General features: G+C 54.6%; 10 protein-coding genes and 1 pseudogene. 2 read left to right on the top strand and 9 right to left on the bottom strand.

The genetic code is table 11. The annotated features are described in order from the left end of the window. Positions 1-671 (top strand): annotated as a pseudogene (locus APH36_RS32165) (hypothetical protein); the annotation flags it as partial. Further along, positions 577-1,197 carry a thiol:disulfide interchange protein DsbA/DsbL gene (locus APH36_RS23270; protein ID WP_224459421.1) on the top strand — a complete coding sequence of 207 codons (621 nt, stop codon included), beginning with the start codon at positions 577-579 and terminating at the stop codon, positions 1,195-1,197. The pseudogene APH36_RS32165 and the gene APH36_RS23270, both read left to right, overlap by 95 nt. Before the next feature lie 192 nt (positions 1,198-1,389). Here APH36_RS23270 and APH36_RS23265 read toward each other — a convergent pair whose 3' ends face one another. The 9 genes from APH36_RS23265 to APH36_RS23230 form a co-directional block, all read right to left on the bottom strand. Beyond that, the gene (locus tag APH36_RS23265) at positions 1,390-5,586 is read right to left on the bottom strand and encodes a conjugal transfer protein TraG N-terminal domain-containing protein (RefSeq protein WP_023383796.1); all 4,197 of its coding nucleotides are present in this window, start codon (positions 5,584-5,586) and stop codon (positions 1,390-1,392) included. A gap of 9 nt (positions 5,587-5,595) precedes the next feature. Further along, a complete protein-coding gene (locus APH36_RS23260; protein WP_224459420.1) occupies positions 5,596-7,035 on the bottom strand; it encodes a conjugal transfer protein TraH in 1,440 nt (479 codons plus the stop codon). 11 nt (positions 7,036-7,046) lie between these two features. Next, the gene (gene traF / locus APH36_RS23255) at positions 7,047-8,018 is read right to left on the bottom strand and encodes a conjugal transfer protein TraF (RefSeq protein WP_082412208.1); all 972 of its coding nucleotides are present in this window, start codon (positions 8,016-8,018) and stop codon (positions 7,047-7,049) included. Between the two features lie 29 nt (positions 8,019-8,047). Next, positions 8,048-8,611 (bottom strand): S26 family signal peptidase, encoded by a 564-nt coding sequence (locus APH36_RS23250; RefSeq protein ID WP_041925802.1) that lies wholly within the window; start codon positions 8,609-8,611, stop codon positions 8,048-8,050. A gap of 4 nt (positions 8,612-8,615) precedes the next feature. After that, a complete protein-coding gene (locus APH36_RS23245) occupies positions 8,616-9,080 on the bottom strand; it encodes a hypothetical protein (RefSeq protein WP_023383792.1) in 465 nt (154 codons plus the stop codon). Positions 9,081-9,260: 180 nt separating this feature from the next. Beyond that, complete coding sequence (gene traC, locus APH36_RS23240; RefSeq protein WP_054893906.1) at positions 9,261-11,693, bottom strand: type IV secretion system protein TraC; 2,433 nt, start codon at positions 11,691-11,693, stop codon at positions 9,261-9,263. 112 nt (positions 11,694-11,805) lie between these two features. Continuing rightward, positions 11,806-12,147: a TraA family conjugative transfer protein gene (gene traA / locus APH36_RS23235; protein ID WP_060500575.1), complete on the bottom strand. Its 342-nt coding sequence runs from the start codon at positions 12,145-12,147 to the stop codon at positions 11,806-11,808. Positions 12,148-12,166: 19 nt separating this feature from the next. Then, positions 12,167-12,775, bottom strand: coding sequence for a type IV conjugative transfer system lipoprotein TraV (gene traV, locus APH36_RS31145; RefSeq protein ID WP_082412207.1), 609 nt, complete (start codon positions 12,773-12,775; stop codon positions 12,167-12,169). A gap of 14 nt (positions 12,776-12,789) precedes the next feature. Further along, positions 12,790-13,992 carry a TraB/VirB10 family protein gene (locus APH36_RS23230; protein WP_054893908.1) on the bottom strand — a complete coding sequence of 401 codons (1,203 nt, stop codon included), beginning with the start codon at positions 13,990-13,992 and terminating at the stop codon, positions 12,790-12,792. Between the last annotated feature and the right edge of the window lie 2 nt (positions 13,993-13,994).

The raw sequence follows: 13,994 nt of genomic DNA, 5'->3' as shown, positions 1-13,994 counted from the left end.
TTGCGCCTTCGAAAGATTCGTTTTCAGGTAAATGCCCCATCATTGAGCTTATTAGATCAGACAGATCAGTGCGTGCAGCCATTATCGGTGGCGGTGGAGAGATGGCTGTGTTGAACGCTGCTGCACGGCAGAGCCAATTCGACACATTAGGCCAATCCGCTGTGCGGATGGTAACTGATGGCTTGACAACCTTGGGACGGGTACGGACCTTAATTAAAGATGATTCTGTGAAGCCAGCGGTTAGGCGCATCGGTGATGTTCTAATCGCTCAGGGCCTCATTACCTTTACGCAGGCAAATCAGGCAGCTGAACTTCAGCTGCGGTGTACGATTGAAGGCAAGGTCAAAAAGTTCGGGCAAGCCCTCATTGATCTGGCGCTTGTGTCACAAGATGACGTGGTGAACGCTCTTGGTTACACCGAGGGGGCGGTGGAATTTTTGAATGAGTTGGCCGCGACCCGGAAAATCAACTTCAGGGCACTGAAGGATACTGTCGAGCTGTGGCGCACTGAGCGAAATCAAGAGTCAATCTTCGACATGCTCATCGAGCAGAACCTCATCAGCAAGGAAAGTTTATATGAAGAAGTTTATTGCGCGGATGGCTATGGCAGCCCTGCTGGCAACTCCAGTCCTCTCCTTAGCACAGGAGTCGCTGCCGTCGCTGCCGTATAGAGAGGTTGCGGCCCAGGCTGAAGACAGTCACAAGGTCATCGTGTTCTTTTCCTTTGCGTGTCCAGTCTGTGCTTCATACGATCAGACCTTGGCTCGGTGGGCCAAAACGATGCCGCCTGGCTGGTCCGCTGAGTTCCTTCCCGTAGCGGTCCCCGACAAAGCCAATTACATTGCTGCTCGTGCATTTTTTGCTGTCCAGGATGCAGATCCAGCCCGACTCGACGCATTCATGTCGGCGGCCTATACGTTGATCCAGCAGAATGGCATGCCGATGGAGAGCCCTGATACATGGACGAAAGCTGTAGCGATCTCGAACGTTCAGGGGTTCAACGAAGCCTGGCACAACGTCACTCAGCAGCGGCTGGAGAAGGCTTTTGCCAAGCTCCTCACATATGGAGTTGATGCCACACCTTCCATGGTCATCAATGGGAAGTACGTGATCACACCTGACGATGTTTCCGGCGATAGTGCGCTCTACATGAACCTGGCCAACGGCATGATTTCCAAGGTGATGCTGGAGCAATAACCCAGCCCACGGTTGGTTCTGCCAGGAAAGATTGTCAAAACAGGAAACCCCCGTACCCACGGGGGTTTTGCATTTTGGCGGCCAGCCCGGTGCCAGGGATCCTATCTACAAAGAAGAGCTGTACAGTCCGAAGGCGGGCAGCGTTACAAAAAAGAAAGCCCGGCATAGTCGGGCTTTCTTTTTCAGCTGTAGTTAGCTTTTGCCCCCTCTCGTCGTCGGCGGCTTGGCGTCGTCATCACCCTTGTCTTCCGGGGTAACAACGGTGTTTTCCAGGGTCATCACTCGCGTAACGGGTGCCGGCTTCCCTCCTCCACTGAACGGCGACTCGTAAGCATCCGCAGCTCCCATCATGCCTTCACCGTATGGGCTACCTGACCCATTATCTGAGCCGGACAGTTGTGGCTCACCTGCTGAGAGCCCAGCGCTAGCCTGCGATTGGGCACCAGCAGTCATCAAACCAGCACCCGATGCCGTCATCATTTCGCCCGCTTGTAGTTCAGTGTGGGACTCGGCCATGGCTGGTTGCGAACCCATATGGAGTTGACCGGTGTGAGCGGCGGTGGACGCGTGACCAATGGGCTCCATCAGGTTCTGACTAGTCCCCGCGGTCATGAGCCCCTCACCTGGGGCCGCTCTAAGCTCCCCTGCGTGACCTGTGATCGGTGCAGCCTCGACGCCGGTCAGCGCTGCGGCCGCGACGGGCTGGCTGGCTTGTACAGGTGCAGCGTCCTGACGGATTGGTGCCTGTGCCTCGGCGCTGGTCAGCGCTGCGGCCGCCACGGGCTGGCTGGCTTGAACAGGTGCAGCGTCTTGGCGGATCGGTGCGTTGCCCTCCCCCCCGGCGAGCGCTGCCGCTGCTACAGGCTGACTGCTCTGTGCATGGGGCGCCTCCTGTCGTATTGGAGCTGGTGCTGGGGCAGGCGCTTCAGCGTTTGCATTAATTGGTGTGACCAGTGGCTGGCCATGGGCTGCAGCTTGCGTATTTTCGCCCGGGGCAGCCATCAAGTTGCCTGCGTGTCCGCCCAGGGGAGCAAGAGCGTCGGCGCGCGCCGGCATTGGGGTCACAAGCGGCTGACCACTCTGTGCTTGAGGGCCAGGTGTGGCGCCATCACTCTGGAGCATTGAGCGCACACTTGAGCCGGGCTCAAAGCGCTCAGGCTTGCCGTTGGCGGCCACATCAGCATTGTAGTTGTCTGCCATGTGATCGGAAGCGATCATCATCCCTGGAACAACCGAAACGTTGCCAGCAAGCTTGGTGGCGGCTGCGGCCTCGCGGCCAGCAGTCTTCGCAGTAGCTGCAGCGGCTTTCGCAGTTTCAGCAGCTTCTGCCACATGTTCGGCGTTCACGACCCGCGAAGCCTGGCCTTGGCCACGAAGCAGCGCAGGTACCTCGTGCCCAGCTGCATTGACCACGCGTGCAGCCTGAGCAACTTCGGTACCGGCTTCAGCTGCTTTCAAGGCAGTTTCAGCGCTGCGTGCTGCCAGAACCGCTCTTGTCGCTTGAGTCCCTTTGATAGCTGCTCCACCCCATCCTGCGCCTGGCACAAACATAGTCGCTGCCGTAACGGCCATCGCAGTTTTAGGGTTTTCTTGCTCCCATTGCTGCTCGGCCTGGCCTACGCCGACCATGGTGTTCGTGATTGGCTTGACCGACATTGTGTCGCGGATCTGCTCAGGGGAAAGGGTAGTGTCCGCATTTTCGAGTGCTGTTTTACCCGCCCGCATCTGCTCTTGAGCTTTGGCATGGCTGCTTGGCATTTGCGACGATACATAGGTCTCGCGGTCCTCGTAGGAACGGTATGGATCCATTCCAGATGCGACTTCCCTGAGCTCTTGTGGTTGTGGAGCACCAGTAGGGCCGACCTGATTCGGATTGACCCCGGGAACATTGGTCGACGGGTTGCCGATGTTAGCGCGAGAAACCTGACCGGCTGGGTTGTCACTGACCTGGGCTGCTCGCCCACCTACGCCTTGGAATTTGGCCGCATCACCTTCGCTCGGCCCACCCACAACGTTTCCAGTCATAGCCGAAATGACATTCGCGAACTCTGTGTCCGCCCCAATGGACTTGAGGGCCCACAGCTGGGCTGACTCACGAGCGCCAACCATGCCAGTGGATTGCTGGGCATAGCGGGTTTCAAGCTCGGGGAATTTCTTGTTGAATTCACTGCGCTGCGAATCGCTGAGCCCGGCGATTGCCTGATTGAGCGCCTGCATCCCCTGCTGCGATCGGGTGAGATTCCCGCCGGTGGTCTCCTCACTGATCTTCGCGTTTGCGGAAACGCCGGCCTCCGCTGATGTAGCTTGCTGGAAGCGATTGAACGACGATTGGGTGTCGGCGGTGGTTGCACTCAGACGTCGACCCAAGGCGTTTTCAGTTGCGGCTTCTCTGCCAGTGCTATGAGAGAACGTATCAGCAACTGAGGCCTTCCACCCGGACATGTCACTTTCATTTTTGGAGATCTCTGAACCAAACTGGGATGCAATGGTTGAGGCCTGAGACTTGGTCATATCTTTCCCAGTGGCGTTCTGAATGCCAGCAGAAACACCGCCGAAGATACCGCTGAAACCCACCTTCGCGTCGAACGCCTCTTTGAAGGAATTCATCTCCTTCCCAGTGAACCCCAAGGCCTGACCAATGCTATCCCCCAGCTTCATCGCCTGCTGGGAAATATTGCTGTGCTGGCGATCGAGCGATTGCATGCGCTGATCTGTCCAGCTGTCACCGGATTTGTAGGAGGACATTTGGCGCAGTGAGGCCTCGACAGCTGAGGAGCTCTCGCTGCGCTTAGAATGGTCGGAACCGAAGGCACTCTGGGTGGAAGTGCTTAGCGTGTTTTTTAGATCCGCCGTGTTCCAGTTGGCGCCATTGAGTGACAGACCGTTATTTACACTGCCGGAATGTTCTGACTGGTACTGGTTACGGCTTGCCACATCGACATGTGCCCCATTTTTTACAAGATCAGGAGACTGAAGTTTCTCGTCATTGTGGTCGCGCCCCGACCAGCGGCTGGCAAGGCTTACCATGCCGTAAGCAGTCAAGCCAAGCATTGCTGCAGAAATGAGTGGTGTGGCGGCCAGCATATCCGATGCGATACCCAGCCTAGTTGCAAGAACATCGTAATAGACCGCCTTCATGTTGCTCGGTACTAGGCCAGCTTCTGTGAACTCAGTCAGTTTCTCTGCGACATCGTTTTGGATGTACATCTGAATCACAGCGGAAAATGGCAGCCAGGAAGTAGTCCATATCCCGAACCCCAGAAACTTTACATACATCATCAGCGATCCAGCCCCTTTAAACAGGCTGTAAATGATGACGATGGGCGCGAAGCCGAAGAAGAGAATCTGAAGGAAGACCATTGTCGGTGTCATGATCTTTGCAAAGAAACTGCCAGACGCCGCAGCATCGGAGCGGAACTGCTCGTCTTGCTGAGTCAACGATGTCATACAAAGATTGAAGCTGTTTTGATCGGAAACGCTATCTAGACAGTTGTATGTCCCTACTACAGAGTTGTAGAACAGCGCGTTCACCATGAAATCATCAGCGCTTTGAGCGGCAGACCACAGCGAAGGCACCAGGTTGGTAATTGCAGCACTAACATCGTCAGGCGTGTAAGCACTGCCCGAAGGGCTCTTAACCTTCATGCCGGCATTGATCATTTGTTTCGCGGCTGCGGAGGATGGGAACGCATCAACCTTGAGTGCTATCTTGGTCTGTGCTTCCTGGCAAGAAAGAGCGGAGCCTCCAATATTGACGTTATCCCAATAGGTGGTAAGGCCCGTGCCGCGGGAATGGCCTAATACATAAGAAACAATATTTGTGGATTTTTGGAAATCCGCAATGCTGAATGTCGTTGAGCCAGGAACACAGTCGATAATGTATTGTTTCAAGCTGGCCACAAGGTACGGGTCAACATTCTCCACACCCTTGCGCAGTGTAAGAAGCAGTTTCAACGGAGTGACAAAGCCATTCTGAGTGACGGCCATGTAACTCCCTGAGGTGCTTTGGTAGGCTGTGTTGATTTTTTCAAACAGTCCGTACATTGTCGTTGTGAACAAGCTGGCTGGTGCCGCGATTACAAGGGGGACGTTATCAACCTTGTTGACCGTCCCTGTGTAGATATCCTCGATCTTCACATCGGCCTTAATGGTGCAACACGCAACCATCATGGCGAAGCCAAACAGGCCACCCACAGGTCCGTTTGCAGGGATGAACTGTTCCGAAGCGCCTTTCTGAATTACAAACATAATTCCTGAGATCAGCGCAATGAACCCACCAACGAGGTACACGCCAGTCATGAAACCCTTGGCGTTGAATATCATCGCTACGCTGTTGAGCGTATTGTAAAAAGTCGAAACATCACCTAGTACAAATACAGTGAAGTCCATAATATATCCCTAGAGGCCCGGCTTAACAAAGATCGCTGGGTTGCTGGTTAAAATCATCTTAATCCACTGCTCGGTAGCAACAACCCTTGGTTGGAAGTTTGCGTCCTCCGCCCTGATGGCTGCGAGCTCCTGAACGAGCTTGTTAATGTTCTGGTCAACAAAGTCAGGTTTGATGCCTTTAACTCCGTTGAATGTCTGGTTCGCTGCATACAGAGCAGCCTCACCATATTTCAGGGCCAGTTCATTTGCGATGATTGGCGCCATTTGTTCCGCAACACCCTGAATTGCCCCAGGGAATTGCTGTACCTTTCTAATCAAGGCAAGCGCAGGTGTTTTGACAGAGTTGATGAACTGTTTTTGTGCTGCAGTGAAGTCGCAAGAGTTACTGGTGCAGTTTGTAAGCTTGCCTACAATCGAAGTGCTAGCTGTACCACTTGTCGCGCCTTGTGCGTAGCCGAACAGCATTTTGTTGGTGTAGCCCAAGGTGCCATCAAAGCTCAATGTCTTATTGGGGTTGATGCTAGTGCACTTGTTGCGGTCGTACCCGTTGTCGCAATGCAGGAGTTTAAGCGGCGTACTGTTGGAGCTTGAGCCGTTTTTGAAATTCATCAGTGTCAAGGTTGGGCTATAAATTTGACCAACCTTAGGCTTTTCAGAACCGTCAGAGTTTTTCGAGGAGCTGTCCGGCGCAGTCATAACTACTGCGCCAATCATGCTCATCACAACTTCGTTAGCGAGATTGCTGTCAGCTTCGCCAGTGTCGGGGTTACCCAGGTATTGGCCTGATGAGGTGTCGGTAAGGGCTTTCCAAACAGGGTTGCCGCACTCCTCGCAGCTTCCGTCATTGGTGCCTTTGTCAGAACTGCTGTTCGGAGAGCTGAATAGATCTGTCAAACCAGCGAACAGATCAGAGAAGGAGCCAGTTGCTGCCGAGGCCGCCGTCGATGCCTGGTCAACCATCTCTTTTCGAGCTGATGGATCTGTGAACGACTTGACGATGGAGTTCGCCACAGCGCATGTGTTCTTCATCATCTGGTTCAGGGCTTGCAGCTTATTCTGGAAGTCCTGCATCAGCTTGCCCAGAGCCGGGTTGATAGCGTCAATGGCGGCTTTGAACGCAACCCCAACAGCGTTCGCTGCGATTTGGCGGAACAATGCAACCAGGGCGTCTGCGTTGATGAACGAGAATGACCCCGCGAACATATCAATCCCGCCGCAACCGGCCGAGAATCGAGGCGGGTCGAAAGCAACCAGGTTAATGTTACGAACCGGGCTTCGAAGGGCTGCGCCACCGCCTACCATGCCGCCGCGGCTTTGGCTTGTGAAGGCGCCCGCGCTGGTGCTGTTCGACATGAACATGCCGTCAAGCGCATCAGCAAGTCCAGCTGATGCAGGTGCTGAAACCATGGTAAGTGTTGCCACCAGTAATAACGATACCAGCTGTTTCAATATATTCCGCATTATTGTTGCCCCCCTTCGTAGCGGCCTTCCAGTTTGTCCTTCAGGTATTTAACCCACTGCTTTGGATCATCACTCGCACCCTTTTGAGTGTCTTCGTTGGTCAAGACGCCTCGATCATATGTATTGATTTTCTGTGCAATGTCTTTCGGCAATAGATTGTTGCTGTCAGCTGCAATGATGATCCGCTCTGCGAGCTGGTCTTGGGCCATCATCCCTTGCGATACGATGTAGTAGTTGTTCGGAGGAACAACGAGAACTGTAGTTGGCGTGATGCGCAGGTTCAGAATGCTCGCTTGCCCGGTGTTTTTCTCAAATTCCGTTACATTCGGTAGAGGTTTGCCATCCATGGAAATGAATTTCGTGACAAATCCATACTCCTTGGCCAGTTTCTGAACGGTGTTCACTTGAGGTCGGCAGAATTCACACTTCGAATCGAAGAAAACCCACAAGCCGCCCACGGTCGCGACATGTTTTAGTGCCTCAGTTACACCGGCCTGAGCATTCCTCAGGAAGAATGGTTTCGTGTAAGTTGCGATAGGGACTCGGTTGTTCTCGTCCAGGAATGGATCGGCGGCCACAACACGGGTTGTCATCTCTGCATAGCGCTGGGACTTGTCCATGGCCACGCGCTGCGCGTAGAGATACGCCTCAACGTTTTCCTTGCTAGGGTCGTCGATCGCGGCGTCCAACAGCTTCGGCATGTTTTCGCGCAGCCACGAAACAGAAAACGGGTGAACTGTCGGTTCTTTGGAGTCAGGTTTTTCGCTGGGAGCTTTGGGCTCTTGACGGATTAATGGCGGAGGCGGTGCAGTCTCTTTTGGATCTTTGTAGAAAAACCACCCCTCAGCTTTGCGCTCGATGAACCTCGGAGATCCGCTGTCGACATCCGCATAGACAACACTGGGCAAGGCGGCGATAGACAATAGCGCCGATACTAGAATGTTTTTTAGTAATCCTTCACGCGTACGCATACGCTTGAGTCGTTCGAATGGAGCTTTCATCAGATGATGGGCCCTACCTTGCCAATGATCAGCTTCGAATCTAGGAAGCCCCAGTAGCGGCCGTCATAGCTCCTTGGCTCAGTCCCAATGACCAGAATCTTGCCGGCCGGTACTGTCATGACACGGTCGAAATCGCCGGACTTCTTGCCCAGCTTTTCGATAAGGTCCAGCTCACCGATCAGTCGATCGCCGATGTAGGCGACGTTGTTCTTCACGACCAGCTTGTCACCCGGGAGGCCTGCGACCATCTTTCCAACGGTCTTCCCTTCGAAGTGCTCGCCCATGAGGCCGCCTTTCGGCACGAATGCGACGAAATCACCCCGTTTGAGGTCAGCAGGCTGGCCATAAGTGATCATGTACAGGCGCCAGGGCAGGCAACGGACTGACGCAAGATCAACACCGATCCGGTAGTCCTGGCGAAACGTCGTAACGGCCGCAATTGCAACGATGAACGCAGCGGCGATACCTATGAGCGAGTTTCGAAGAAATCGAAGCCGTGCTTTGTCTGTCCGAAGGGTTTTGAGCGGGGACACCAGTCGAGACGCCAGTGCTTTAGAGTTCATGCGATCACTCCAGCTCAAGGCCAAGGTGCTGTGCAACCTGGCCGGTAACGTTCAGCCCCGCGGGTGCGTTTAGGGCTACCGATGAGTTGATCACCAGCACCCCTGAATCTGTGTACCCCTTCAGTACATTTTGAAGTTCTGTCACGAATGCAAGGCCGTCGGCTTGCGCTTGCTCAGGGCTTAAGCCGGCCTTATCGAGAGTACGCTTCATCTGCGCATTGGCGAGCTTGGTGCCATCAACCAGCACTACCTGTGCTCCCGAACTGAGGTTCTGCCCGGCGAAGTGATAAGCCATGAAGCTGGTGAAGCCGGATACAGCGAGAGCCACGAAGGCGCATGTCAGAAAGGAAACCCCTGCAGGTGCTTGCTGGGCTTTGCCACCCTGTGCTGGCTTAGTCCTTACCTGGTCATCATCAGGGCGGATTTGCTCCCCTGGCTGTTGTTGTTGGCTATTCGCTGTATCAGTCATCGTGGCGTTCCCTAGTAGCGGTGGAAAGAGGTAGCGCTCAATGCGCAGTTATTTTTGCAATCATAACACGTAGCACTACGACCACAGTATCAGTTTGCCGCAATAAAAAGCCCGGCGCATGGCCGGGCTTTTTATTGCAGTGGTGGTGATGGTGCAGGTGCTGACTGCTTGCTGGCCTGATTACGCCGCAGAGCTCTGGCGGGCCATGTAATTGTTCACTGCCTCTACCGCATCGACCCCACGGTCAAGATCATCAAGAATCTCGTTGCGGGCTGCCCCTTTCGAGGAGAACGTCACGTTGTGGAACTCATCCACAACAAGGCGCACGATGCCCCAATCGGTTTCGCTACGCTTGACCATAATCTCGCTGTACTTGCCGGGCATGGTGTGTACCGTCTTCAGCATGTGAGCCCCGTAAGGTTCGATCTTGAACTGCTTGCTGTCGATGGCCGAGTCGATCGATTCGGACTTCTGCTGCAGGATGAACTGCCAGGCCGAGTTTGCGGCGATTGCCTCGGTGTTTTTCGACGCATAGACGTCGCCAATAGCCTGCGTTACTACCAGCACCGCACCATCTTCTTTCCGCGCTTTGCGGTAAGCAGCAACCATGGCCTTGGCCATCATTGGATCGTCGAGCATCTCCCAGGCCTCATCGACGATGAGGATTTTCTTCCGGCCTCGCTCACCCAGCTGCGCCTTGTACATGTCGTGGTTGATGCGCGAGATCAACTGCAGGAGGACCACCTGCTGAAGAGCTGGGCGCCCCTTCAGATCGCTCAGCTCCATGCAGATGAACGCGTTGCTCATGTCCAGGTTGTTCTCACCATCGAACCATTTGGTGTACTGACCACCGGCAAACGGGAACAGCTGGCGGCCCAAGCGCCGGCACTCTTCGTCATCCGATTGATTGATGAACCAGTCTGCAACAGCGGTGATATTTGCGGCGTTGCCGAACTTCTCCCAGGTACTGGTAATGGCCTGCTCGACACGGGACAGCTGGTAATCGTTAAGCGTGTCCTCCGGTGCGGCCATTTTGGCGATGGTGGCTTTGAGGATGTCCATTTCCTCGTGCAAGTCTTCAACATGCGTGAACGGGTTCAGGCATACATCCGACTCAGGCTTGAACTCGATGAATTCGCCACCAACCATCTTGCACAGCTTCAGGTAACTCCGGCCGGCGTCGATCACCCACAATTTTGCGCCTGCAGCGAGGTAGTCGGCGGCGATTTTCTGTGTGAAGAACGACTTGCCAGCGCCGGCCTCAGCAAAAATGATCCCGCTGTAGTTGGTACTCGACTCGTACAGATCAACCAAAGCAGGCTGGCCACGGCGCGTGAGCAGCAGCATTGCCCCACCCATGCCGCTACCTGTCCATTCGCCGAGTATCGGTAGGAACTGACAGGCATGTCGCACTGCCATCGTATGGAAGCGATAGAGGTTCTTGACGCCTTCATTGGACGTATTGAGTGGCAGCAGGTTGTTCCAGAGAGCTTCAAGGATGCGCCTGTCTTCCCGGAGCTCGAAAGCCAGAGAGGTGTAGTAAGCCTGCAGGCCCGCGGACAACTTGTTCAGGCGCTGCTTGTCACGCGAGAACAGGAAAATCGTAAAGTTCACCTCAACGATGATCGCACCCTTGCCGTCGATCTCATGAACCAGGGTGTCGATGCCCTTTTTCTTGTAGCTGAGGATGGGTATCAGGTGAGCTGTGGGCCCAAAGACCTGGTGGTTGATGATCGAGGACGTTTGCTTGACTTCGTCCTTCTTCACGACCTGGTCAGGGTAGTGGATGGTCAGCACCATGTAGTACGGGTCGGTGATCTGGTTCGAAAGCCCGTTCGGGTCGCCGATCATGTGGTTCATGATTGCGAGGCTGGTTTTCTGAGGGAAGTGTTTGACACTCAGCGCTTTCGCATAGTGGGCGCCGTCATTGAAATTGATGGTCGACGGGTCATCGTAGTTGATGGAGTCGCCAGGGTAGTAGACCTGGTCCTTGATCAGTTGATCTTCATCGTAGTGCGACCGAGGAGCATCCCACAGCTTCGTGAGGATTCGCATGAGCACCAGATAGCCAACTGCATCGAGCTGGAACAGATTCAGCGACGCTGCTTTGAGCGCTTCCGTGACCCGGTCGGCCGATTCTTTCGTCGCCGCGATGTCTGCGTCATCGGGGCTATCGGTGCGGCAAGGGAACTTCACGGTCACGATGACGCGCTGACGATTCAGCATCACACCACTCCGCTGAACCAGCGGATTATCAACGCCACCGTTAATCAGGTTGGCGTGCTGGCGTGAGAGAGCCTTGAGAATCGGGTTCAGCGCTGGCTTGCTGTTCAAATAGGCATCGATGTATTCGCCGACATCGGGGCTTTCAAGCATTGCGATCTGAATGTAGGTGCCTGCCGCGAAGTTCATGCTCAGGGCAGACTGAAGCTTGTCGACGGTCGAGGAGCTGGCGCCTGTCAGGGCGTCAGATACAAAACATGCCCCGAGGTAATGTTCATTCCCGTCGGAGCAAAAGAATACTTTTGAGTCGGGGTCGATAGCCCTGACATTGAGTTTTTTTTGAGGGGTGGATGTTCTATCCCCTTTGAGCGTCGCTTTCGAAGCTGCCATTTCACTGTTCGCCATATGTGGTGGTTGAGTAGGCTTGGAAGGCCTGGAGGGCAACCCGCAGGCAGAGCCAGTTGAAAAGGCGCACTAGCGACCTAGTGCGCCTTGAGGGGCGTTACAGCGTTGCGGTGAAGATGTTGGTCAGTACGCCTGGGCCAACGCTTGCAGAGAGCGCTACGGCTACGCCGGTCACAACGGCCATGACCGATTGCTTGACCACGCCGATTGCCAGGCCGGTACCGAGGGCACCCAGGGCAAAGACCTTACCGAGGGAGCCGGTCATCCAACCGTCGAGGCTGATGACGATCTCGGTGAAGGTGGAGTCGGCGCCGGCGGTCACGTCGACGGCGACAGCCAGACCGACCACAGCCATGCTCACCAGGGCACGTTTGTCGATTTTCTTGAATGGAGCAGCGGCTACTGCGGTGGTTTCGATTTGTGCGATTTGTGCGGTCATTGTGTAGCTCCCAGTGTTATCAGTTCAGATTGATGTCAGTTGTGGATGGGATTGCGGACGACGTAACTTGCGGTCCGTAATTGGTTGGTTCTGCAGCAACGTTTTCCGATTTAGGGGCGGCAACATTGACTGGCGGTACAGCGGTTAACTCAAGGTGAGGAACAACCATGCCTTGGCCTGAGTATTCGGATTTTCCGAACGACCAAGTGCGTGGCTGAATCTCGGTAAAGAGGTAGGACGGAAAGTGCAAATCGTCCTTGCTGTCGATCCACGGAGCGATCCAGATGCGCATGACTTGGGCTGGAACTCGAACCGGTCGAGCAAGATCCGCAACAGCTGGCCCTGGCACACCATTGGATACCTTGAGGTTATGCTCAGAGCCGGCAGTCTTTCCCATGTCGTCACCGTACTTTACGTTCGGTGCCTTCTGACCAATTGGCATATCGCTGTCGGTCAGCGCTGGGCTCTGTTCTGTGGACTTGTAAACAGCCATTGGCGACTTACAAATGATGCCTTGCGGCATGCCTGGGCATGAGAACTCGTCATCGCCGGCGGTATTCAACCAGGACGAACAACCACTCAGAAGAGCAATAGGCAACAGCGCTGCGACTAATGCAGTACGTTTCATATGATTACCTTTCATCATTTCAGTTCGATCCCTTTCACCAGCATGATCGTAACTTTGCGGCCGGCGTCGATCTCAACTACCGGAGTCATTTCGCGAGCCATCTCCATGTAGAATTTGGCAATTTCATTCGCGGAAGTAGAGAACCCTTTAGCAACACCAGTTTGCAGAATGGTCGATGTGTCAGCGCTTTGGGTTTGAGTGGTGCTGCTGTCACCCAGGCTCAACTGCGGGATTGTTTGTGGTGTCATGCCCTGTGCGAGGCCCGAGAGACCGCCGGCAACCAAAGTTTTGGCAATCATCTGGCCCTGCTTGGACACGAGTCGACCACGCATACCGACCCGCCCGTCCTCGCCAACGATGTAACCTTCCATCTTCCCTTCGATGATCTTTCCGTCTTTGCGTACGCAAGAGAAAGATTCTGTCCGGAGCATAGCGCGCTCACTGGAAAGAACACCGTAGCCAGAAGCGAGCGCAAAACATTCTTTAACATCGACGCTGTACTTGTTTGGCAGTACGGCGTCAGACTTGATTCGCATGGTCGTCGGCACAGGGTTTTTCTGCGTTGTGGAGCTGGTTGGCGCGTCCATACCGTTCAGCAGCACACCTTCGAAGAACGAACCGGCTGGCATCGCCGGGGTCGGCTTCTCTGCCTGCTTCGGGGCCTCATTCCGGGCCGTTTGGGTACCGCCAGTGACCCGCAGGGTTGCTACCTTCGGTTTCGGCTCTTGCAGGGCTTCACCAGTGCCAGCTGCGCTTTCATAGCCTGGCAACGCAGCATTCAGAGCTGGAGCGGTACCGCCCTTGCTAAGCTCCAGTTTGTCCATCCGATCACCCAAGCGCTTCAGCTCGCGAAGCGTGTCCTGGGTAACAGGGTCAGGCCGTTGCCCCCGCAGTCGTTCTTCTTCAAGGGCGCGTAGGCGATCATCTTTGCGATCTTGCTCCATCTGCTTGAGCGATTGGCCGATCTCTTTAAAACGTTTGTCCTGTAAAGCCAATTTAGCCATGATCTGCTCAGGAGTATTATTATCTCCACGAGGCAAGAGCAGCTTGGTGTCGGAAGTGCCTTCGGTTTTCGTATTGTTCTTGGGCTTGTCATTGCCAACAATTACAGAGCCGACAATCATCAAGAAGCCTAAAAGGCCAATAATTGCAATTGTCGATCGAACGCCTGGGCTAAGATCTTGCCACTTATCTTTCAGCTGGTCTTTGATAGCCATGC

Source organism: Pseudomonas sp. NBRC 111133 (genome assembly GCF_001320605.1).
Taxonomy (GTDB): domain Bacteria; phylum Pseudomonadota; class Gammaproteobacteria; order Pseudomonadales; family Pseudomonadaceae; genus Aquipseudomonas; species Aquipseudomonas monteilii.
The sequence above is the reverse complement of the archived record's forward strand: the minus strand, read 5'-3'. Positions and strand labels throughout refer to the sequence as shown.